The 22,453-nt window shown below is 70.1% G+C and carries 19 protein-coding genes; 9 read left to right on the top strand and 10 right to left on the bottom strand.

The features are described 5' to 3' along the window. Positions 1-12 precede the first annotated feature (12 nt). From ACTMTI_RS23985 to ACTMTI_RS24015, 7 genes are all read right to left on the bottom strand, one after another. The gene (locus ACTMTI_RS23985; RefSeq protein ID WP_441122731.1) at positions 13-2,781 is read right to left on the bottom strand and encodes a DUF5682 family protein; all 2,769 of its coding nucleotides are present in this window, start codon (positions 2,779-2,781) and stop codon (positions 13-15) included. Continuing rightward, positions 2,778-3,893: an ATP-binding protein gene (locus ACTMTI_RS23990; RefSeq protein ID WP_441122732.1), complete on the bottom strand. Its 1,116-nt coding sequence runs from the start codon at positions 3,891-3,893 to the stop codon at positions 2,778-2,780. Before ACTMTI_RS23990 ends, ACTMTI_RS23985 begins: the two co-directional genes overlap by 4 nt. Before the next feature lie 11 nt (positions 3,894-3,904). Continuing rightward, positions 3,905-5,212, bottom strand: a complete 1,308-nt coding sequence (locus tag ACTMTI_RS23995) for a vWA domain-containing protein (protein ID WP_441122733.1) — start codon at positions 5,210-5,212, stop codon at positions 3,905-3,907. Further along, the gene (locus ACTMTI_RS24000; protein WP_441122734.1) at positions 5,209-6,594 is read right to left on the bottom strand and encodes a hypothetical protein; all 1,386 of its coding nucleotides are present in this window, start codon (positions 6,592-6,594) and stop codon (positions 5,209-5,211) included. Before ACTMTI_RS24000 ends, ACTMTI_RS23995 begins: the two co-directional genes overlap by 4 nt. 24 nt (positions 6,595-6,618) lie before the next feature. Further along, entirely contained in the window at positions 6,619-7,110 is a 492-nt protein-coding gene (locus ACTMTI_RS24005) for a hypothetical protein (protein ID WP_441122735.1), read from the bottom strand. Between the two features lie 280 nt (positions 7,111-7,390). Further along, positions 7,391-8,233: a hypothetical protein gene (locus ACTMTI_RS24010; protein ID WP_441122736.1), complete on the bottom strand. Its 843-nt coding sequence runs from the start codon at positions 8,231-8,233 to the stop codon at positions 7,391-7,393. A 108-nt stretch (positions 8,234-8,341) separates the two neighbouring features. After that, a complete protein-coding gene (locus tag ACTMTI_RS24015; RefSeq protein WP_441122737.1) occupies positions 8,342-8,587 on the bottom strand; it encodes a carboxypeptidase-like regulatory domain-containing protein in 246 nt (81 codons plus the stop codon). A gap of 323 nt (positions 8,588-8,910) precedes the next feature. Here ACTMTI_RS24015 and ACTMTI_RS24020 point away from each other — a divergent pair, with 323 nt between their 5' ends. Genes ACTMTI_RS24020 through ACTMTI_RS24040 form a run of 5 tightly spaced genes read left to right on the top strand, consistent with a single transcriptional unit; the run spans position 8,911 to position 14,252 of the window. Further along, entirely contained in the window at positions 8,911-9,912 is a 1,002-nt protein-coding gene (locus tag ACTMTI_RS24020) for a LacI family DNA-binding transcriptional regulator (RefSeq protein ID WP_441122738.1), read from the top strand. A gap of 14 nt (positions 9,913-9,926) precedes the next feature. Continuing rightward, on the top strand, positions 9,927-11,192 hold the full coding sequence (locus tag ACTMTI_RS24025; RefSeq protein ID WP_441122739.1) for a sugar ABC transporter substrate-binding protein: 1,266 nt from the start codon (positions 9,927-9,929) through the stop codon (positions 11,190-11,192). Further along, positions 11,189-12,061 (top strand): carbohydrate ABC transporter permease, encoded by an 873-nt coding sequence (locus ACTMTI_RS24030; RefSeq protein WP_441122740.1) that lies wholly within the window; start codon positions 11,189-11,191, stop codon positions 12,059-12,061. The genes ACTMTI_RS24025 and ACTMTI_RS24030 overlap by 4 nt, the downstream gene beginning before the upstream one ends. Continuing rightward, on the top strand, positions 12,061-12,870 hold the full coding sequence (locus tag ACTMTI_RS24035; RefSeq protein ID WP_441122741.1) for a carbohydrate ABC transporter permease: 810 nt from the start codon (positions 12,061-12,063) through the stop codon (positions 12,868-12,870). The genes ACTMTI_RS24030 and ACTMTI_RS24035 overlap by 1 nt, the downstream gene beginning before the upstream one ends. Before the next feature lie 23 nt (positions 12,871-12,893). Then, on the top strand, positions 12,894-14,252 hold the full coding sequence (locus ACTMTI_RS24040) for a sulfatase-like hydrolase/transferase (protein WP_441122742.1): 1,359 nt from the start codon (positions 12,894-12,896) through the stop codon (positions 14,250-14,252). A 109-nt stretch (positions 14,253-14,361) separates the two neighbouring features. On the opposite strand, the gene ACTMTI_RS24045 is transcribed toward ACTMTI_RS24040, so the two are convergent. The 3 genes from ACTMTI_RS24045 to ACTMTI_RS24055 all read right to left on the bottom strand — a co-directional run bounded on the left by ACTMTI_RS24045 (position 14,362) and on the right by ACTMTI_RS24055 (position 18,644). Then, positions 14,362-16,308: a glycosyl hydrolase family 18 protein gene (locus ACTMTI_RS24045; RefSeq protein ID WP_441122743.1), complete on the bottom strand. Its 1,947-nt coding sequence runs from the start codon at positions 16,306-16,308 to the stop codon at positions 14,362-14,364. 123 nt (positions 16,309-16,431) lie between these two features. Beyond that, the gene (locus tag ACTMTI_RS24050) at positions 16,432-17,160 is read right to left on the bottom strand and encodes an aspartate/glutamate racemase family protein (protein WP_441122744.1); all 729 of its coding nucleotides are present in this window, start codon (positions 17,158-17,160) and stop codon (positions 16,432-16,434) included. After that, a complete protein-coding gene (locus ACTMTI_RS24055) occupies positions 17,157-18,644 on the bottom strand; it encodes an NCS1 family nucleobase:cation symporter-1 (RefSeq protein ID WP_441122745.1) in 1,488 nt (495 codons plus the stop codon). The genes ACTMTI_RS24050 and ACTMTI_RS24055 overlap by 4 nt, the downstream gene beginning before the upstream one ends. 134 nt (positions 18,645-18,778) lie before the next feature. Between ACTMTI_RS24055 and ACTMTI_RS24060 the strand changes: the two genes are divergently transcribed. From ACTMTI_RS24060 to ACTMTI_RS24075, 4 genes are all read left to right on the top strand, one after another. Continuing rightward, on the top strand, positions 18,779-19,390 hold the full coding sequence (locus ACTMTI_RS24060) for a helix-turn-helix domain-containing protein (RefSeq protein ID WP_441122746.1): 612 nt from the start codon (positions 18,779-18,781) through the stop codon (positions 19,388-19,390). Positions 19,391-19,450: 60 nt separating this feature from the next. Next, on the top strand, positions 19,451-20,185 hold the full coding sequence (locus tag ACTMTI_RS24065) for a TetR/AcrR family transcriptional regulator (RefSeq protein WP_441122747.1): 735 nt from the start codon (positions 19,451-19,453) through the stop codon (positions 20,183-20,185). A gap of 220 nt (positions 20,186-20,405) precedes the next feature. Continuing rightward, a complete protein-coding gene (locus tag ACTMTI_RS24070; RefSeq protein ID WP_441122748.1) occupies positions 20,406-21,779 on the top strand; it encodes an APC family permease in 1,374 nt (457 codons plus the stop codon). Between the two features lie 23 nt (positions 21,780-21,802). Further along, a complete protein-coding gene (locus ACTMTI_RS24075) occupies positions 21,803-22,447 on the top strand; it encodes a GOLPH3/VPS74 family protein (RefSeq protein WP_441122749.1) in 645 nt (214 codons plus the stop codon). The last annotated feature ends 6 nt before the right edge of the window (positions 22,448-22,453 follow it).

A 22,453-nucleotide genomic window follows, 5' to 3' on the forward strand; every position in this document is an offset into this window, starting at 1 on the left:
CCCGCCTCCGCCTCAGCCGAGCAGGCCCGCCACCGCCAGGGCGGAGTCCGGGTGCTCCGCCAGTAGCGCGGTCGCCTCCGGGTGTACGGCTCCGGCCGCCGCCGGGATGCGCCACCCGCCCTCGCAGCCGAGCAGTTCGGCCACCGCGTCGCAGGCCGCCGGGTGCCCCATGAGCAGCTCGGCCACCGGCCCGGACGCCACCGGCGCGGTCGCCACCCGGGCCGGCGCGGGCCGGGCCGACCACGGCGGTGTCCAGGCGTCCACGGCGGCCAGGCTGCCGGGGAACGTCCGCCCCGCCTCACGGACGAGCACCGGCATGAGCTCGCCCGCCTGGTCCCGCAGTGTCGTGATGAGCTTGGGCAGCCACGGCAGCAGCACGTTGTCGGGCAGCCGCCCGAACGCCTTGGAGATCACCTCCACCACGAACCCGGACAGTGCGGGCACGGGCTCCAGCGCCTGCACGAACCCCGTGATGTAGTGCGGGAACGACGGGATGACGAGCGGGTTGGCGAGCAGCTCGTCGGACCGCGACCGCAGGTCGGCCAGCGGCAGCAGCCCGAGCTGGTGCCGCGCCGCCCACAGCAGCGCCACCTTGCCCGGCGCCTCGGGATGCGACTGCTGCACGGCCAGCTCCAGCTGGACCCGGTCGCAACCCAGTGCCAGCGCCAGGCTCTCCATCGAGAACAGGAACCCCAGCATGGCCGCCACCTGCCGGATGCCCGTGTCGTCGTCCACGAACGCCGTCGGCAGCAGGGTGCAGTAATGCGCGTAACCGGCGGTCGCGAACTCCTCGCACCAGGCCGGCAGCTCCGGCTCATGAGCGCGGTAATAGCCCATCAGCCGCCGGATCCTGCGCAGCACCTCCGGCGCGTCGTCCACGCTGCGCTCGCTCGCGAGCAGCTCCACCGCCCGCGCCCCGAGCTCGTCGGCGAAACGCCTGCTGCCCAGGTAGAGCACGGCGTCCTCGACCGCCGCCAGCGCGACCGCCGCGGTGGCCTTGGGGTCGCGTACGGACCGGCGCAGCCGCTGCTCCAGCACCTGCTCGATGGTGACGCCCTCGTAGCCGAGCTCGATGATGGAGCGCTGGTATTTGCCGAACGCCAGGTCCCAGCTCTCCTGGATCGAGCGCTCCCCCAGCCTGCGCTCGCCCATGATGGGCCGCACGGCCTCGTGCGGCAGCAGGTAGCGCAGCATCCACAGCAACTCGGAGCAGGGCACCAGCTCGGGGTTGGCGTTGAGGTCCAGCAGCGCCCGCTGGATGGTGCGCTTCTCCAGGTCCAGGCCGAGCGGCTGGAGCCGGTCGTAGACGTTCTTGGCCAGCGGCGGCAGGGCGTCGTAGCCGACCTCGCCGACGCGGTCGCCGCCGAGCAGGATCTCGCACAGGCGGCGCACGTCGCGACGGCCCGGCACGACGTCCTTCTCGATGCAGGTGACGGCCGCGTCCTGGAAGTCGTACGGGGTGGGCCTGACCCTGTTGCGCATGCCGGCGAGCAGGATCGAGGTCTCGAACACCGCGATGGCGTCGGCGGTGCTGGCCAGGTAGCCGTTGCGGCGGGCCAGCCGGACGATGTCGACGCACCAGCCGAGCAGCTCGGCCTCGTCCAGCTCGTCGAGCGCGGGCGGCTTGGACAGGAAGCCCGACAGCTTGTCGGCGAGGTCGCCGTCCGGCTTGGGGGCGGGCAGCTTGGCCGCGCGCTTGCGTGCGCCCTTCTGCCCGGCCAGCTGGAACGGGGTCAGCCTGCCGCGGGTCAGCGACTTGGCCCAGGTCGCCGCCGCGATCGACACCGAGCCGGCGGCCAGGCCGAACTGCGCCTCGATGGCCGAGTGGCTGGACGGGATGAGCCCGTACAGCCACTTGGTGCCGGTGCGCGGGCTGATCTCGTAGGTGGCGGTGGACCTCAGGCCGAACTCTTCGACGCGGCTGGCGGCGTGGAAGGCGCCGCACACGTACAGGCAGTCGGCCGGGTCGGCGCCGGAGGCGGCCAGGTGCTCGCGCATCCTGGTCCACATGTAGCGCTCGCGGTCCTCGTCCACGGTCAGCCGGCCCCCGCCCGGGCCGAGACGCCGGAACAGGCTGCCGATCAGCACCATGACCTGCCGGTAGGTGTCGTAGTCGGCGCCGGAGAGCGGCTGCTCGACGTACTGGTCCCACCACTCGGACCAGTGCCGCACCTTGCCGTGGTGCAGCAGGTGCTCCTCCAGCTCGGCGAAGCGGGGGCGCAGGTCGCCGATCTCGACGCCGACCGCGTCGCCGTGCAGGCCCGCTTCCTCCTCCTGGGACGGTTTCTGCGGCTCCTCCTCCTTCGGTGCCCACTGGAAGACGTGGTCGGTCGAGCGGTCCACCAGCACTAGCTCCACGCCCGGGGTTTCGAGCGCGTAGGAGATGGCCTGGTATTCGGCGGACGCCTCGGTGATGGGCGCCACCACGCTGAGCGGCGCCCACGACGCCGGGAAGCCGTCGAGGTCGGTCGCGAACGCCTGCAGCGCCACCGGCAGCCGGCAGTTGCGCAGCTCGCTCAGCAGCGGCTGCAGGTCCTCGCACAGCTCCAGATAGATGACCTTCGGCTGCTTCTCGCGTAGCCGCCGCACCATGGCCAGCGCCGAGGCTGGCGAGTGGTGGCAGACCGGGAAGATCTCCAGCTCCTCGCGCAGCGCCCGGTCGACGTCGTCCACCAGCCCCGACAGGATGCCGGCGAGGTCGGCGGGCGCGCCGGCGAACGCGGTGGCCGCGTCGAGGAGCTGCTCGCGGAGCGAGCCGAACAGGCTCGTCTGGTCGATCATGACAGGGTGGCGATGGCCTCGCGGCCGCCTTCGAGGAACTCCTGCCACGGCCCGCCGTGCTTCTTGCCGCGGGGCTCGACGACGCCGTGCAGGTATTTGTTCAAGATCGCCAGATCTTCGGGGCTGCGCCGGGCCAGCGAGCCGACCAGCGAGCTCGCCAGCGTCTGCGCGCGCAGCGTGCGGTCGCCGAAGAAGTTGCTGTGCAGGATGGCGTCCTCCAGCACGCCGATCTGCTCGGCGGTGGACAGCGCCGACTCCAGCTTCTCGTCGTCGCTGGTGGCCGAGGCCGCGGCGGAGCGCAGGTCGGCGAAGCTCTGCAGCAGGATGTCCAGCAGCGTAGGCGGCAGGTCCAGCTCGATCCGGTGCCTGCGCAGCAGCTCCTCGGTGCGGAAGCGGACGATCTCCGCCTCGCTCTTCTTGTTCGTCACCACCGGGATGCGGACGAAGTTGAAGCGCCGCTTCAGCGCCGACGACAGGTCGTTGACGCCCCGGTCGCGGCTGTTGGCGGTGGCGATGATGGAGAATCCGGGCTGGGCGAAGACGATGTTGTCGTCGTCGAGCTCGGGGATGGAGACGTACTTCTCGGACAGGATCGAGATCAGCGCGTCCTGCACGTCGCTGGTCGAGCGGGTCAGCTCCTCGAAGCGGCCGATCACGCCCTGCTCCATCGCCGTCATGATCGGCGAGGGGATCATCGAGTCGCGGGACTGGCCCTTGGCGATGACCATGGAGACGTTCCACGAGTATTTGATGTGGTCCTCGGTGGTGCCGGCGGTGCCCTGCACGACGAGGGTCGAGTTGCGGCAGATGGCGGCGGCCAGCAGCTCGGCCAGCCAGCTCTTGCCGGTGCCGGGGTCGCCGATCAGCAGCAGGCCCCGGTCGGACGCCAGGGTCACGATGCTGCGCTCGACGAAGCTGCGGTCACCGAACCACTTCTGCGAAATCTCCCGGTCGAGCCCGTCGGAGCGCTCGGAGCCGAGGATGAACAGCCGGATCATGCGCGGGCTGAGCCGCCACTGGAACGGCTTGGGGCCGTCGTCGATCGACTCCAGCCAGTCGAGCTCCTCTGCGTACTTCACCTCTGCGGGGGCGCGCAGCATATCGTCACTCATTCGCGGGTCTCCTAAGCGAGGAAGTTCTTGAGCTCGAACACGAGCTTGCGGATGTGGCCCGAGATCACCGGGGTGCCCAGGTCCTTGAGTTTCTTGCGGAACCACGGGTCGACGCTCTGGACTCCAGAGCTGTTCACCGAGCCGACGGGGATGAACTTCACCCCCGAGCGGTGGACGGCCTCGATGCCGTCGAACAGCGGCTGGGAGCGGTCGAACTCGTAGAAGTCGGAGATCCACACCATCACGGTGTTACGTGGATCGGCGATCTTCGGGCGGGCCATGGCCATCGCGACCGGGCCGTCGTTGCCGCCGCCGAGTTTGGTGCGCAGCAGCACCTCGAACGGGTCGTGCACCCACGGGGTCAGGTCGAGCGCCCGGGTGTCGTACGCGATGAGGTGGACGTCCACCTTGGGCAGTCCGGCGAAGATCGAGGCCAGGATGGTGCAGTTGACCATGGAGTCCACCATCGAGCCCGACTGGTCGACGACCACGATCAGGCGGGCCGGGGTGGTGCGGCGGGCGGTCTGCTTGTAGAAGAGCCGGTCCACGTAGAGCCGCTGGTCTTCGGGGCTCCAGTTGGTGAGGTTCTTCCAGATGGTGCGCTCGATGTCCAGGTTGCGGAAGACCCGCTTCGGCGGCACCGACCGGTCGATGACGCCTGCGCTGCTCTGCTCGACCTGGGTGCGCAGCACCTCGGCGACCTCGTCCACGAACCTGCGGATCAGCGCCTTGGCGTTGGCCAGCGCGACGCCCGACAGGTTGTGCTTGTCGCGCAGGAGCTGCTCGATGAGCGACATGCTGGGCGTGAGCTGCTTGGACAGGGCCGGATCGGCGAGCACCTCACGCAGGTGCATGCGCTTGACCAGGTCGCCTTCGATGCCGGCGAGGACCCCGGCCACCTCCTCGCCGCCGGGGCTGTGGCGCAGCCCGCCGGGTTCGCAGCCCATGCCCTTCTCGAACCAGGCCGCGTCCTGCTTCCAGCGCTCCAGCTGACTCGCGGTGACGTTGCCGCTGCCCGTCGAGAAGACGTTGAGCAGCAGCTTGGAGACCAGGGCGGCGCGGCGGACTTCGCCGCCCGCCTCGTGCTCCTTGTCCGCCATCAGGTCCTGCAGCTCGGCGCCCAGGTCGGGGAAGCGCTGCACCAGGTTGTCGACCGACACTCCGGGGTCGAGCAGCGCGGGCGGCAGGCCGAGGTCGTCGACGACGGCCATGCTGGCGGTCTCGAGCGCGGGCTGCTCGTCGGTGCCGAACAACCGCGACAACAGCCGCCAGTAGAGGACCTGGCGCCGGGTCGTGTCGGCGTTCTGTGTGTCGGTCATTTCCGGAGCAACCGTCCCGCCCGCTCGCGCAGCACGGCCACCGCGTCGCCGTTCTTGGCCGCAGCCTTGACCACCTTGGGGTCGGTGGGACCCATGGCCCAGTCGCCGGTGTGCACGGCGACGGGCTTCTTCTTGACCGTGGCCTGCACCGCGAGCGGCTGCAGCAGCCACCGCCCGCCGTCCCAGCGCATCAGGCCGAGGCACGTGGAGGAGGCGGCCACCAGCTCGGGCGTGAGCGGCGTGCAGGCCGGCAGCCGGTCCAGGTCCAGCGCGAGCGCGTTGCCGCCCAGGTCGAGCGACTCGCCGTCGACCTTGTAGCCCTCGATCAGCACGGGCTCGGCGATGCGTACCGGATGGCGGTCGAGCGGCGGGGCCGGCGCCGCTTGCGCCGTGCCGAGCTGGACGCGGGCGGTCGCGAACGGGTCGGCTTCCGCACCCGCGCGGGCCCGGTCGTCGTGCCACACCAGGTCCCCGCCGGGCAGCAGCGGCATGTCCGCGATGTCCAGGCTGCGGTGCTCGGCCAGCGCGCCCAGCAGCACCGGGTGGCCGCCCATCAGCCCCCACACGGCCGGGCCGACGATCGTGTCGACCTTCGCCGCTGCCACGCTGGTGCGCACCAGCCTCGCGGGCCCGCCGCCGGCGGACTCCAGGATGCCGTGGACCTGGACGCGGACCACCGTGGCGTGCTCGTGCACGTCGGCGCCGAGGATCAGCAGCCGCCCGGACACCTGCTCGGCCGCGCCGTTCCAGGGGCCGGACTGCGACAGCAGCAGGGCGCGCGTCCACAGGTCGGCCCATCGGCGTGCGGGCAGCCGGTCCATCGTGGCGACCGGGCACGACGCCCGCAGCTCCGCCGCCAGGCCGTCGAGCAGCACCGCGAGGCCGCGCAGCCGCGGCACGCCGAGCAACGCCTCGATCGCCTGGTCGGAGGAGGAGACGACGTCGTGGTCGACGCCGCGCCAGCCGACGATGGCCAGCTCGCGCAGCCACACCCGGCAGCCTGCGAGCAGGTTGTCCGCGACCTCCGGCGCCTCGGCCCCTGCCTCCCATGAGGCGCGGGTGCGGCCCAGCGCCGCGTCGAGGCGGCCGAGCAGGGCGTCGTGCACCGCGCCGAGCAGCGCCGCCCGCCCACCGGCCAGCGCCACCAGATGCTCGTCGCCGATCGATCCGGCGCTCACCTTCTCCACGGCCTCGCCGATCCGCTCACCGAGCGGGCCGGCCGCGAGCGCGTCCGCCAGCGCGGCCAGCGCCGCGGCCGGCTCCTCGCCGATCCGGGCGAACCCGTGCGCGAGCGCGCCATCGAACCCGGTCACCAGGTCGAGCGCCTCCTCGACGCCCTCCGGGACACCACCGGCCAGTTCCCCGAGCTGCACGTCAAGCATCGGCCCCTCCACCATGCGAAAGCATCAGCGCACCGCCCCCATGGCCGGGAACCAGTGCAGTTCGGCCAGCGGCTCGGTGCTGTCGGGCACCTCGAGGTAGGCCAGGTGGCGCAGGAACCGGCTGAACACCACGGCCGCCGGCGTGCGCTCGACCGATCCGTTGAGGGAGCGCATCAGGTCACCGCCCTCGGGCACCTCCACCCGCAGGTAGCGGGCCACCCGATCGAGCCCGTACTGCAGGACCGCCTCCTCGGCCAGCATGCGCACGTGCTTGCACGCGTAGCCGTGCAGCGCGCCGCACGGCCGGTTGTTGTTGGTGCTGCAGCTCATGGCATGGGTGCCGGCGGCGATCGAGGAGACGTAGACCCGCTCGATGTCGGATCCGCTCGACACGACGCCCTGCAGCCGGCCGTCGGCCAGCTCCGCGAACGGCACCTTCGCCAGCTTGCGCGGCTCGACGGGCGTCACCACCCTGACCACGCTGCGTTGCTCCCACGCGGCTTTGTCCGCGTCCACGACCTCAGAACCTCCCGTCCCGGCCGCCCCGCTTCCGTGCAGGCGGGAGTGCCCGCTCCGTCGGGGACGGCCGATCAATGATCCGGGAACTTACCGGACCTCACCGACAGAACGCGGCCAAATGATCAAAGCGTCTGGCCGCCATCCGCGACGTGCCCGGATGCGGAACGTGCCACGCCGCCACGGCCCGCCCGCGGTCACACGGCGGCCGCCGAGCGTGACCCGGAAAAGGGGCACGCTCGGCGGCCGTGTTGACGATCCGGAACCGGGAGCGACGTCGTTATGGGGCGGGCGGGACGGTGAGGTCGGCGTTCACGTTCCGTCCGGCCCTGCCGAGGACGGGCGTGGCGTGCTCGAAGTCCTTGGCCGTCCGGTGCCAGGTGATCGATCTGCCGATGGTGTCGATCTCCAGCTTGACGAATTCCGTGTTGACGCCCGCCAGCTGGTACGGCCCGATGTAGCTGTGGCCTTGCGTGGTGGCCAGGTCACCGGTGCGGGCGTTGAACCCACGCACGTAGACGTGCCCCTGGTAGTGCGAGCCGTCCGCCTCGCGGACGGTGCCGGTGATCTCACCGGCCGGGCCCAGCGTCATGTCTGCCGTCGCCGGGCTGCCGGCCCGGGGCCGCACCGGCCTGGCCCGCTTCCTGTCGGTGGCGTTGCCGGACCACGTCCAGGCGTAGCGCCCGGTGCTGTCATAGAACAGCACGGGCCAGTCGTACGGTCCCACGTCGTTGATCTCGTACAGCCCGTTGGCGTCGACGCACCTGGCGCCGCCCGTGCCGAACGTGCCCGGGCCGAGGGGCAGGATGGACGCGCAGGCGTTGCCGTGCCGGATGGGCTCCTTCGTCGTGCTGTCGACGATCGTGCCCTTGATGGTGGCCGGCGGGTCGAGCTCGATGGGCGGGACGCTCACGGCCTGGCCGAGCGTGGTCGTGATGCGGCGGGCGGCGTACTGGTCGCCCGTGCCGCCGCTGGTGCCGACCCACTGGATGCCGTACGAGCCGGCGAGGCCGGACGGCTTGACCAGGAGCGTGAAGGTGCCGGCCGGCAACTCCCCGAGGCGCACCTTGCCCTCGGCGTCGCTCTGGGCCGGGCACGGGGAGTCCTGGACATAGGTCTCCACAGGCTTTCGAGCCTCGCGGCTCCGTTCCCGCCCGTCCGGCGGTACCTGACGGGATGACGCCACCAGACGCCGATCCGCCTTGGAGGCGAATCGGCTGTCCTTGCCCCGCTACGCGGGCTGGTCGGCTTCACCTCCGGCGTGAACGCCGGAGCACTGCCGACGAGTCCGGTAGCCGCCGGCTCTCGACAGCCGCAGCGTGTAGGCGCCGGTGAAGCCCGTGGTGGTTTCGGTGTGGCTGATGCCCGATTCGGCGGACACGGCGATCACCTGGACTCCGCGGGCCGGGGCGCCGGTCTCGTCGACCACCGTCCCCGTGATGGTCTCGCCTTCCAGTGCCGCCGCGGGGGCCGGCATTGCGGCGCCCGCGGCCATGGCTACAAGGCGATGAACATAGCGAAATGCCTTCGTTGCGCTCTCATCGACTCCTCCTCGAGTCCACCCGTGTGATGAGGTCGGCCCTCACCGTAAGTCGATCATCGAGCGCCGTCACGCAGGTGTCCGGAATATGGACAACACTCGGGGGTTGATCGGGGAGAGGTCGGGAAATATGGTGTTAATCGTTTAACACGTCAGAGAGCGCCGGTGTGAGGTTCCCTCGCCATGCCGACAGTCACGAGAGATCAGCGCTCGAGAGATTCCCTATATCCCTATAGGGAATGCTAGGTTATTCGACTAACATGAGACCAACAGCGCGACAAGTGGCCGAGCTGGCGAACGTGTCCGTGGCGACCGTCTCCTACGTCCTCAGCGGCCGGGACCGTCCCGTGGCCGCCGAGACGCGGCAGCGCGTGCTCGACGCCGCCAGGCAGCTCGGCTACACCCCCAACCAGGCCGCCAGGAGCCTGCGCAGGCGCCGCACCCAGCGGGTCTGCCTGGTGCTGAGCTCGCTCGGCGGCGTGCCGACCGACGAGCGGCTGGCCACCGACCTGCACGAGATGGCGGACGCGCGCGGCTACTCCGTGGTCACGCTCGCCGTCTACTCCGAGGCCCGTGCGAAGGCCGCGGTCGACGTGCTGCGCGGCGGCATCGCCGACGGCGCGCTGATCAACGTCGTCGGCGACCACCTCGCCCACGACCTGCTCAGCGGCCTGGCCGCCACCGGGCTGCCGATGGTGGTGCTGAGCAACGAGAGCGGGCTGGAGGGCTGCGACGTCGTCCGCACCCCCGAGACGCAGGCCTGCCAGGAGGCGGTCGAGCACCTGCTGGCGCAGGGCCGGCGGCGCATCGCGTTCCTGGCGCATCGCCACGAGCTCTTCCGGGACCGGCCCATCGGCAGGCTGCTCGGCTACATCACGGCACTCGACCGGCACGGCGTGGCCGAGCGGATCATCACCTCGGGTGCGGACGACCGCGTGGCGGCGTACCAGACGGCGACCGAGCTGCTGCGCTCCCCCGACCGCCCCGACGCGATCTTCGCCGCCTCCGACCGGGCCGCGATCAGCGCGATCTGGGCCGCCAGGGACGCCGGGCTGAGCGTGCCCGGCGACGTCGCGATCGTCGGCGTCGGCAACATCGACGAGGGTCTCATCACCCACCCGCAGCTCAGCACCGTCGGCCCGCTCAGGCACGACTACACCGACGTCGTGCGGCTGCTGTTCGACCGCCTCCAGGCCGAGGAGGCCCTGCCCGCCCGCGAGATCGTCCGCTCCTGGACCTTCGTGCGGCGGGGCTCTTCCTAGAAGGGAAATGCGAGATGACCCCCAATCTCTCCCGCCGTGATCTGCTCCGCCTGGCCGGGGCGGCCGCCGCCGTACCCGTCGTGTCGTCGTGCGCCGGGGCCCCGACGGCGCAGACCGCCGCGCCCGGCACGTTCACCGTCTACTGGAACGCCGGCCACGACTACCAGGCCTACCGGAAAGTGATCGCCGAGTTCGAGCAGGCCAACAAGGTCAAGGTCAACCTGCAGAAGTACCAGTGGCCCGACCTGCGGACCAGGCTGCTGGCGGACTTCGCCTCCGGCACCGTGCCGGACCTGGTCGAGGAGCCCGGCGGGTGGGTGCAGGAGTTCGCCGTCTCCGGCAACGCCCGCTCGCTGCAGGACTTCGTCGACCGCGACGGCCAGGCGATGGGCTTCCCGTCCGACTGGCAGCCGGTGACCGTGGAGCGCAACTCGTACCAGGGCAAGGTGTACGGCGTGCAGCTGCACTTCACCTGCAACACGCTCATCTGCAACAAGGGCATGCTCAGGGACGCCGGGGTGGAGCCGCCCACCACCTGGGAGGAGTTCCTCGCCGCGGCGCAGAAGCTGACCAAGGACGGCGTGTACGGCGTCGCGCTCAACCAGGACTACACCTACATGTGGCCGTGGCTGGTGCAGGCCGGCGTCACCCCCTACGACCCGCAGACCGGCAAGGTCATGACTCCCATGGCGGACGCGGTGGCCGCGCTGCAGTTCCAGGCCGACCTGATCCACAAGCACAAGGTCGCCCCGGTGCCGGTGTCGGGCACCGACTACTCAGGCCCGCAGAAGCTGTTCTCGGCCAAGCGCGCCGCGATGATCCTGACCGGCCCGTGGGACCTGGACCCGATCAGGAAGACCAGCCCCGACATCGAGCTCGGTGTCGTCCCGCCGCTGAAGCACAAGGTCCAGGCCACGCAGGCGGCCGGGGTGAGCATGTTCGTGCCCGCCAAGGCCGCCAGACCAGAGCTGTCGTGGGACTTCATCAAGCGCGTCACCGCCATCCAGGTCGAGCAGGCCGCCACCAAGGAGACCGGCATGCTCATGCCGCGCGTCTCCTGGGCGAAGCTGCCCGAGGTGCAGTCGAACGAGGTCATCAAGGTCTTCGCCGACGCGCTGCCCACCGCCAAGGACTCCTCCCAGCAGGTGCGGCTCACCGGCCAGTACGGCAAGTGGGAGGAGCTGCTCAAGGTCATGTACCAGCAGGTCCTCATCCAGAACCAGCCGGCCGCCGAGGCCCTCGCCAAATTCGCCCAGACGGCGGAGGGCTTCCTGCAATGACCCCCCGTACGCTGGCGGGCCGGTACGCCAGGACCGCGTATCTGTTCCTCATCCCGGCGATCCTGTTCTTCGCGGTCTTCTTCTACCTGCCGATCGGCAACGTCGTGGCCACCAGCCTGCGCACCGGGCCGCAGGCCGACCAGTGGACCGGGCTGGGCAACTACGCCCAGGCGCTGGCCGACCCGGCGGTGCGGCACTCGTTCCTGGTCACGGCGGCCTTCGCGGTGATCGTGGTGGCCGGGTCGATCGTGCTCGGCCTGGCCCTGGCGCTGGCGCTCGACCAGCCGCTCAAGGGGCGGGTGGGGTTCCGGGTGCTGCTGCTGGTGCCGTACCTGACGTCGGTGGCGATCGTCGGGCTGCTGTGGCGCAACATCCTGGACCCGGAGCTCGGCGTGCTGAACCGGGCGCTGGCCGCGGCCGGGCTGCCCGAGCAGCAGTGGCTCAACACCTCGCCGCTGCTCACGATCATCGCCGTCACGCTGTGGCAGCACGTCGGATACACGATGGTGCTGTTCCTGGCCGGGCTGCAGGGCATCCCGGAGGCCTACCAGGAGGCCGCCAAGATCGACGGGGCGGACGCCTGGCGCCGGTTCTGGCGGATCACGCTGCCGCTGCTCGCGCCGACCACGCTGTTCGTGTCGGTGATGATGGTGATCTCCTCGCTGCAGGCGTTCGGGCAGGCGTACATCATCACCAACGGCGGCCCCGGCGACGCCACCGACCTGTCGGTCTTCCACATCTTCAACGTCGCCTTCCGCACCAGGGACTTCGGCTACTCCTCGGCGCAGTCGATGCTGCTGCTGTTCGTGATCGTCGTGTTCACGCTGTTCCAGCTGCGGGCCGGGCGGCGCGGGGAGGTCACGTACTGATGCTGCGCAAGCCGCTGCTCTACCTGGTGCTCGGGCTGGCCTCGCTGGTGACGATCCTGCCGCTGCTCTACATGGTGTCCCTGTCGCTCCAGACGGAGGCGGAGACGCTGTCGGCCAACGCGGTGATCTGGCCGGAGGCGCCGCAGTGGGGCAACTACGCCGAGCTGTTCGCCCGCGCGCCGTTCGGCGACTTCATCGTCAACAGCCTGCTCGTGGCGGGCGCCATCACGCTGGCGCATCTGGTGTTCGACCCGCTCGTCGGGTACGTGTTCGCCAAGTTCCGCTTCCCGCTGCGCAACACGCTGTTCGTGGCGTTGCTGGCCACGGCCATGGTGCCGTTCTTCGTGCGGATGATCCCGCTGTACGTGCTGATGGCCAACATGGGGTGGCTGAACACGTACCAGGCGCTGATCACCCCGTTCCTCATGGACGCGTTCGGGATCTTCCTCATGCGGCAGTTCATCCAGCCCATCCCGGACGACCTGATCAGCGCCGCCCGCATCGACGGCGCCTCGGAGCTGCGCATCTACCGGAGCGTCATCCTGCCCCAGGTGCGCCCCGCGCTGGCCGTGCTCGGGCTGTTCACGTTCGTCTTCCAGTGGAACGAGTTCCTCTGGCCGCTGGTCGCCACCACGACACCGGAGATGCGCACCATCCCGGTCGGGCTCACCCTGTTCAACCAGGAGTACTTCACGCTGTGGCACCTGACGGCGGCCGGCTCGGTGATCCTCTTCGTCCCCACCGCCGTCCTGTTCCTGTTCACCCAGCGATACTTCGTACGCGGCATCGCGCTGACCGGCCTCAGATAGTCAGTTCGTTAGGAGATTCCCTTTTGCGTCCGAACGTGATCGTCGTCTTCACCGACCAGCAGCGGTGGGACACCGTCGGCCCCTTCACCCCCAACCTCGACAGGATGGCGAGGCACGGCACGCAGGCCACGGTCGCGCTCACCCCGCAACCGGTGTGCGCCCCCGCCCGCGCGGCCCTGCAGACGGGCCGCTACCCGACCACGACCGGCGTCTACCGCAACGCCCGCGTGCTGCCGCCCGAGGAGCGGACGCTGGCGCACCACTTCGGCGCGGCCGGGTACGCCACCGGCTACATCGGCAAGTGGCACCTGGCCGGCAGCGAGCCGGTCCCGGAGGACCAGCGCGGCGGCTACCGGTCATGGCTCGCGGCGAACGCGCTGGAGCACACCTCCGACGCCTACCGCACGATCGTGTACGACGAGGCGAACGAGCCCGTCCTGCTGCCCGGCTACCGCTCCGACGCCCTCGTCGACGCGGCCATCAGGTATGTCGCCGACCATCACGACGAGCCGTTCTTCCTGTTCCTGTCGTTCCTGGAGCCGCACCACCAGAACGAGGTGGACAACTACCCGGCGCCCGACGGCTACGAGGAGCGCTACCAGGGCCGCTGGATGCCGCCGGACCTGGCCGCGCTCGGCGGCACCGCGCACCAGCACATGGGCGGCTATCTCGGCCAGGTCAAGCGCCTGGACGAGGGGCTCGGGCGGCTGCTGGACGCCCTCCGCAGCATGGACCTGCTGGACGACACGATCGTGGCGTACACCTCCGACCACGGCAACCACTTCAAGACCCGCAACGGCGAGTACAAGCGGTCCTGCCACGACGCGTCCCTGCGGGTGCCGCTGGCCCTGCGCGGCCCCGGCTTCGACGGAGGCGGTGCGATCTCCCGCCCGGTCAGCACGCTCGATTTGCCACCGACGCTGCTGGAGGCCGCCGGGCTGCCCGTCCCTTCGGAGATGCAGGGCCGCTCGTTCCTGCCGCTGCTGCGCGACGCCCGCGCCGACTGGCCTTCGGAGGTGTTCTTCCAGGTCAGCGAGTCGGAGGTGGGGCGTGGGATCCGTACGTCGCGGTGGAAGTACTACGCCGTCGCCGAGGACGCCGACCCGTGGGACGTCCCCGCCGCGTCCCGCTATCGCGAGCAGGCGCTGTACGACCTGGAGAACGACCCGCACGAGCTGGTCAACCTGGCCGGATACGCCTCGCACGCGGAGGTGGCGGCGCGGCTGCGGGAGCGGCTGCTGCACAGGATCGCGGAGGCCGAGGGGACCGAGCCGGCGATCGACCCGGCCGTCGCCCGCCCGGCCCCGGCGCAGGCGATGATCGACCCGGAGGTACGCCTGCGCGGCCCCAAGCCGGTCAGATTCGGCCACCAGGGCAGGTGACCACGTCGCCGAGCACCCGGGCACGCCGCAGGTGGGCGCGGGAGCACCCCTTACGGGTGCATGGCGAAGAGGGCCGGCCCCGGCGAGGGCCGGCCCTTTCGGGTGAACGTCAGCCCAGGCCGTTCCTCATGGCCGTGAGCAGTTCGGCGTTCGTGGTGTCACCGCTGAGCTCCCAGAAGAAGGCGCCGCCGAGGCCCTGGTTCTTGGAGTAGCTCATCTTGCCGCCGATCGTGGCCGGCGTGTCGTAGCTCCACCACTGGTTGCCGCAGAAGGCGTACGCCGTGCCCGCGACGGTGCCGGTGGCCGGGCAGCGGGTCTTGAGCACCTTGTAGTCCTCGATGCCCTGTTCGTACGTCCCCGGCGCCGCTCCCGTGGCCGTGCCGCCCGGCGCGGCCTGGGTGACCCCGGCCCAGCCGCGGCCGTAGAAGCCGATGCCGAGCAGCAGCTTGCTCGCCGGCACGCCCTTGCTCTTGAGCTTCTGGATCGCGTTGTCGGAGTAGAACCCGGCGGTCGGGATGCCGGCGTAGGAGGTGAGCGGCGAGTGCGGGGCCGTCGGTCCCTGCGGCGCAAAGGCTCCGAAGTAGTCGTAAGTCATGACGTTGTACCAGTCGATGTACTGGGCCGCGCCGGCGTAGTCGGCGGCGTCGATCTTGCCGCCGCTGGTGCCGTCGGCGGTGATGGCCGCGGTGACCAGGTTGCCGGAGCCGAAGCGGGAGCGCAGCGCCGACATGAGGTTCCTGAAGGCGGCCGGGCCGCTGCTGTCGCAGGTCAGGCCGCAGGCGTTCGGGTATTCCCAGTCGATGTCGATGCCGTCGAAGACGTCCGCCCAGCGCGGGTCCTCGACCAGGCGGTAGCAGGAGTCGGCGAACGCGGCCGGGTTCTGCGCGGCCTGGGTGAAGCCGCCCGACCAGGTCCAGCCGCCGAAGGAGAACAGCACCTTCAGGTTCGGGTGCTTCTTCTTGAGCTTGCGCAGCTGGTTGAAGCTGCCGCGCAGGGCGCCGGCGTCCCAGGTGTCGGCGACGCCGTCCACGCTCTCGCCCGCCTGGTAGAAGCGGTCGTAGTCGGCGTAGGAGTCGCCGATGGTGCACTGCCCGTTCTGCACGTTGCCGAAGGCGTAGTTGATGTGCGTCAGCTTGGCCGCCGAGCCGCTGGTGTCGATGTTCTTGACGTGGTAACCGCGCTGGTAGACGCCCCACTGGACGAAGTATCCGAGCACCTTCTTCCCGCCGCCTCCGCCGCCCGTCGTGGTGGCGGTGACGGAGTTGCTGCCGGCGGAGCGGTTTCCGGCGGCGTCGCGAGCGCGGACGGTGTAGGTGTAAGCCGTACTGGCGCTCAAGCCGCTGTCGGTGTGAGTGGTGCCGGTGACCGTGGCGACCAGCGTGCCGCCCCTATAGACCTCATAGCCGGTCACGCCGACATTGTCGCTGGAGGCGTTCCAGGCCAAAGTGACGCTGCCGCTGGTGACACCGGTAGAGCGGAGGTTGCCGGGGACGGTCGGCGGGCTGGTGTCGGTGCCGCCGCCCGTCGTGGTGGCGGTGACGGAGTTGCTGCCGGCGGAGCGGTTTCCGGCGGCGTCGCGAGCGCGGACGGTGTAGGTGTAAGCCGTACTGGCGCTCAAGCCGCTGTCGGTGTGAGTGGTGCCGGTGACCGTGGCGACCAGCGTGCCGCCCCTATAGACCTCATAGCCGGGCACGCCGACATTGTCGGAGGAGGCGTTCCAGGCCAAAGTGACGCTGCCGCTGGTGACACCGGTAGAGCGGAGATTGCCGGGGACGGTCGGCGGGCTGGTGTCGGTGCCGCCGCCGGTCGCCGGCTTCCACAGTGCCGGTACGTTCGGCGGCTCCCAGCCGGGCTGGGAGGTGTGGGCTTGGATGCATTCGTACTCGACGCCGTTGTACGTGACGCGCGCGCCGGTCGCGTACGCCGTCCACGGTGCCCAGTCGGCTAAGGCGACCGTGGCGGATCCGTAGGCGGGCGGGGCGACGACCGCGGCGGTGAGGGGCAGCACCAAGGCCGCCAGGCAGGCGAGGACCTTGCTCAGGATCGTGTGTCTCATGATGCTCCGACATCCGGTTGGGGGGCGAACGGGAAGCGGGATGCCAGGAAACCATTAGGAAAGTTTCCTTTTAATTATGAGACGACGGTAACTCCCACCTGCGGAGGCGTCAAGATATTTCGGTCAGATCGTGAAATCGCGCAGTAAACCCGTATAGCGTTTCGCCCCCGGCCGGGCGTACTCTCCGCGCTTGCTCGTCCGCAGCCCGAGCGCGACCAGCGACTCGACGAGCTTGGTGGCGACGGTCACCCCGTCGATGACCGGCACACCCGTCTCCCGCGACACCTCGGCGGCGAACTCCGCCATGCCCGCGCAGCCCAGCACCAACGAGTCGCAGCCGTCACGCTCGACGGCCGTCACGCACAACTCCGTCACCTCCTTACGGGCCGCCGGGTCTTCGAGGTCGAGGACCGGGATGTCGCAGGCGTGCACGCCCCGGCAGGCGGCGGCGAAGCCGTACCGGCGGGCGAGATCCCAGGCCGTGCCCACGGTCCTGGACAGGGTCGTGACGACGCTGAAACTCCGGCCGACCAGCGTGGCGGCGTGCATGGCGGCCTCCGCGATCCCGATCACGGGGCCGGTGGCCAGCTCGCGGGCGGCGTCCAGCCCCGGGTCGCCGAAGCAGGCGATGACGTACCCGTCCACGCCGTCGCGCTCGCCCGCCGCGATCTCGGCCAGCACCCCCGGCACGGCCAGCGCCTCGTCGTAGTGGCTCTCGATCGACTCCGGGCCCATGCTCGGGCTGACGGCGGTGACGACGGTCGACGGGGACGCCACCGCCCTGGCGCAGCGACCGATGGAATCGGTCATGGCCAGGGCGGTGTTCGGGTTGATCACTTTGACGTGCGTCATGCGGCGGTGATCCGGGGAGAGCGCCGTTCCAGGACCATCAGCGCCACGAAGCCGAGCCCGCAGCCGATGAACCAGCTGTAGTCGGCGATCCACGTCAGGTTCGTGGCCGTGACGCCCAGGTCGAGCAGCATTTTCGGCACCAGCACGGAGGCGATGGCGGGCACGCCGGCCGCGACGGTGGCCCAGATCGCGTTGGGGTTGTAGCCCTTGCGGAACCAGTAGCGGCCGCCCTGGTCCAGCGTGAACAGCTCGTCCACGGCCACCCGCTGCCGTGCGCAGATGTAGTAGCCGGCGATCAGGATTCCGAACAGCGGCCCGATGAGCGCGCCGAGCAGGCCGAGCGTGTAGTGGATGGCGTCGGGGTTGCTGTACCAGTTCCACGGCGTGAGCACCACGGACCCGACCGCCGCGATCATCCCGCCGGCACGCCAGCTGATCCGCTGCGGGCTGACGTTCGAGAAGTCGAAGGCCGGGGAGATGAAGTTGGCGACGATGTTGATGCCCACGGTCGCGATCACGAACGTGAGGCCGCCGAGCAGGATCGCGAACGGCGTGTCGATGCGCTCCACCGTGTGGATCGGATCGGTGATCAGCTCGCCGAACACCGGAACCGTGGCCGAGGCCGTGATCACCGTCAGGATGGAGAAGAACAGGAAGTTGACCGGCAGGCCGAGGAGGTTGCCGCGCTTGACGGCCTCGAACGACCGCCCGTAGCGCGAGAAGTCGCCGAAGTTCAGCATCGGCCCGGAGAAGTACGACACGACCAGGGCGATCGCCCCGAGCATCACCGGGATCGACTCGGCGAACCCGAGGCTGTCGCCCTGCGACAGGTCCAGGCTGATGTTCTCCCAGCCCGCCTGGCTGACCAGGTAGACGGCCAGCACGACCATGACCACGTAGACGGCGGGTCCCGCCCAGTCCACGAATCGCCGGATCGAGTCCATGCCGCGCCAGAACACCGCCGCCTGGGCGACCCAGAGGATGGCGTAGCAGATGTACCCCAGCGCCGACAGGCCGAGGAAGCTCGGCGTGTTCAGCGCGGCCGTGGCCGGCCAGAACTTGAGGAAGACGATGATGAGCGCCTGCGAGGCCAGGTACGTCTGCACGCCGTACCACGCGATCGCGATCAGGCCGCGCACGATGGCGGGGATGTTCGCGCCGAGCACCCCGAAGACGGCGCGGTTGATCACCGGGTACGGCACTCCGGTGACCTGGCTCGGCTTGGCCACCAGGTTGCAGAAGACGTTGACGATGACGATGCCGGCCACCAGCGCGAACAGCACCTGCCAGCTCGCCAGGCCGAGCGCGAACAGGCTGCCCGCCGTCACGTAGCCCCCGACGCTGTGCACGTCGGACATCCAGAAGGCGAAGATGTTGTACGACGACCAGGTCTGCTTCTTCAGCGGGGCCAGGTCCTCATTGGTGAGCCGAGGGTCATAGGCCGGGGGTGGCGCGTGCGTGATCGATGCGGTGGGTTCCGACATTGCGGCATCCTTGGGGGGTAGGCATCTCCAGGGGTGTTAAGTGATCACTTAACACTTCCTGTTAACCTATGCCTTGATTTTTGGGGCGGCAATTGCGGTCGTGTTAATCCTTTGTGACATATGGTGTGGAGGACATGGAGAGCCGTACGGACCTCGACGCGGTCAGCAACGAACGCCTCGGCCAGCGGCTCCGCGACCTCCGCACGCAATCGGGCAAGTCGCTGCGCGCGGTGGCACGGGAGCTCGGCATCTCGGCCAGCGCCGTGTCGCAGATCGAACGCGGCACACTGCGCCCGTCGGTGAGCCGGTTAATCGCTTACGTCTCGGCCATCGGCGTGCCGCTGGCGGCGGTCTTCGACACCCCCGGCGACGAGGAGCCGCACCTCCGCCCCGGCCCCGCCGTGCCGGGCCTGGCGATCAGGCGGGCGTGGGAGGTCGCGTCGATCGAGCTCAGCGGGGGTGTGACGTTCCGCAGGCTGTCGCCGGTGCCGACGCCTGACGTGGAGTTCTTCGAGTCGACGTACCCGCCGAGCGCGATCTCCACCGTCCACGGGCAGTTCCTCAAACACGAGGGGTACGAGGTCGGCACCGTCACGGCGGGAGAGCTGACGATCGAGTTCGAGTCGGAGGTCGTCACCCTGGCCAAGGGCGATTCGATCACGTTCCCGTGCAGCCGCCCGCACATCGTCGGCAACCGCTCCGACACCGTGACCGCCGTCGCGACCTGGCTGATCGTGCACCGCTGACGACGGCGGCGTACGGCGTGCCCCATTGCGAACAGCGTACGCACCCGCTAGGGTGGGCGCATGCCAGCAGACCAGCAGCCGCTCCCCTCCGTGTGGGCGCGCCCGCGCAAGGAGCGGGAGCAGCCGGCGCTGAGTCAGAAGCACATCGTGGCCGAGGCCATCCGGCTGCTCGACGAGGAGGGCATCGACGCCCTGAGCATGCGCCGCCTGGGCAGCAGGCTCGGCGCCGGCGCCACCTCCCTCTACCGGCACGTGGCCAACAAGGACGAGCTGTTCGAGCTGGCCGTGGACGAGGTCTACGGCGAGGTGACGCTGCCCGAGATCGGCGATCCGGCCGGCTGGCGGGGCACCGTCACGAAGATCGCCCATGAGCTGCGCGCGGCGTTCCTGCGCCACCCGTGGATCGCCGCCAAGCTCGGCGAGACCGGCCTGGCCTACCTCGGGCCCAACGTGCTGCGGCGATCCGAGCTCATGCTGGCCCTGTTCGAGTCGGCCGGCTTCGCGCTCGCGGAGGCCGACCGGGCCGTGCACACCGTCACCGCCTACGTGCTGGGCGTCGCCGCCACCGAGGCGGCCTGGGTGTCCATGGTCGCCCGCAGCGGGCAGAGCGAGCAGGAGTGGGCCGAGCGCCTGTGGCCGGCCGCCGAGCGGGCCGTGCAGGACTACCCCCGGCTGCGGGCGCGATACGCCGAGCAGCGCGCGGGCCACATCTCCGACGACAACGAGGACGCCTTCGAATACGGCCTCCAGCGGGTCCTCGACGGCCTGGAATCCCGCCTCCGCGCCACCGGCTGACTCCAGGAAACCGCCTCGACCGTTCTCGGGGCGCCTGAAACCGGCGGGAACGGCGAGCTCGGCTCATGTTCGGCGCGTGACGGGGTTCGGGTGGGACATCACTGGGTTGACCATCTTGCGACGCGACCCCGCGCTGCGGAAGGATCACCGAGTCGAACCCCCCAGCCCGCGCCCGGCGGTTACCCCCCGCCTTGGCGCATGACGACATGGAGAGCCTGTCGTGCGCACTCAGGAGAACGTCGAACAGTTCGGTTACCGGCAGGAGTTACGTCGCGGGGTCGGGCTGACCGACCTTGTGTTCTACGGTCTGGTGTTCATGGTGCCGATCGCGCCCTTCGCGATCTTCGGCCTCGTCTACAACCAGTCGGGTGGCATGCCGGCGCTGGCGTACCTCGTCGGGATGATCGCGCTGCTGTTCACCGCGGCGTCGTACGCGCAGATGGTCAAGGCGTTCCCGCTGTCGGGCTCGGTCTACAACTACGCGGGCCGCGGCATCGCCCCGCCGGTCGGATTCATGACCGGATGGATGGTGCTGCTGGACTACATCCTCGTCCCGTGCCTGCTCTACCTGGTCGCGGCCATCGCCATGAACTCCAGCATCCCGCAGGTGCCCGTGTGGGCCTGGCTGATCGTGTTCGTCGCCGTCAACATGGCGATCAACCTGCGCGGCATCAAGATGACGGTCAAGCTCACCCGGGTGATGATCGCCGTCGAGCTGGTCGTGCTGGCGCTGTTCCTGCTGGTCGGCGTCTGGGCGCTGCTCCAGGGCAAGGGCCGCGGCTTCAGCCTCGAGCCGCTGTTCAACCCGGAGACCTTCTCGTGGCCGATCATATTCGCCGCGGTCTCGGTCGCGGTCCTGTCGTTCCTCGGCTTCGACGGGATCAGCATGCTGGTGGAGGAGTCAACCGGCGGCTCCGCGCAGGTCGGGCGGGCCATGCGGCTGGCGCTGGGGCTGGCCGGAGTGCTGTTCATCACCCAGGTGTGGGTGGCCGCCCTGCTGGTGCCCGACCCCGCGGGGCTGCTGAAGCAGGACACCGGCACCGCGTTCTACGACGCGGCCGCGGTCGCCGGCGGCGAGTGGCTCAGGCATGTCACCTCGACCGCCACGGCGCTCTCCTGGGGTCTGGCCAACACGCTGGTCGCCCAGGTCGCGGTCTCGCGCCTGCTGTACGCGATGGCCCGCGACCGGCAGCTGCCGTCGTTCCTCGCCAAGGTGTCGGTCAGGCACTCGGTCCCGGCCAACGCCATCATGCTGGTCTCCGCGCTGTCCGTCGGCCTTGGGATCTGGATGGCCAACCGCGCTGACGGCGTGGCACTCCTCAGCAGCCTGATCAACATGGGCGCCATGGTCGCGTTCGTGGTCCTGCACGTGTCGGTCATCGTGCACTACGCGTGGCGCAACGGCTCGAACGACCTGTGGTCGCACGTGCTCGCGCCGCTGATCGGGATGGCGATCCTGATCTTCGTGGTGATCAACGCCAACGTCTGGGCGCAGGTGGTGGGCCTGATCTGGTTCGCCGTCGGCATCGTGGTGTTGATCACCCTGTACGCCCTCGGCCGCCGCCCGGCCCTGCAGAGCATGGACCGTATGTAGCGAGCAAAGGACACCACGCCGCCATGAATCGGCTGCCGCTCCACCAGGACCTGTTCCTCATCGCCCACGACCAGTCCGGCAAGTCCTTGATCCATCAGTCCTCGATGGCGCTCGGGCTGGCCACGGCGGTGCTGCTCGAGCTGGCCCTGGACGGTCGCGTCGCGGTCGCCCGGGGTCAGGTCGCGGTCTCCGGCCACGTCGCCCCGGGCTCCGGCACCGGCGACGCGATCGCCGACGGGCTGCTCGCGCTCATCGCCAAGGACCCCGGGGACGTCAGGTCGCCGATCAAGAAGGCGGCGGAGCACGCCTACGAGCAGACCCGGGAGGCCCTGGTCGCCTCCGGGGTGCTCGTCCAGGTGACCAAGCGCAGGATGGGCGTGCTGCCGTACACGCGTTACCAGCTCGCCGACATCGCGTCGGTCGTCCGCGCCTCCTCGGGGGCGCGGGCCGCGGTGGAGGGCTGGAAACAGCCCGACGCGCGGTGCGCCGCGCTGTGCGGGCTGGTGGCCGTGCTGCAGTTGGAGGCCGAGCTCTACCTCGACCAGCCGGCGAGCCGGCTGGCCGGCCGGCTGCGCGAGCTCGCCCTCGCCAGCTCGCGCGAGGTCACCGAGCTGGTCGCGGTCGCCCACACGCTGGTCGCGGAGGCGGCCGTGGCGGTCTATCGCTGATTTGTC

This window comes from Nonomuraea sp. H19 (assembly GCF_052068215.1).
Taxonomy (GTDB): Bacteria; Actinomycetota; Actinomycetes; order Streptosporangiales; family Streptosporangiaceae; genus Nonomuraea.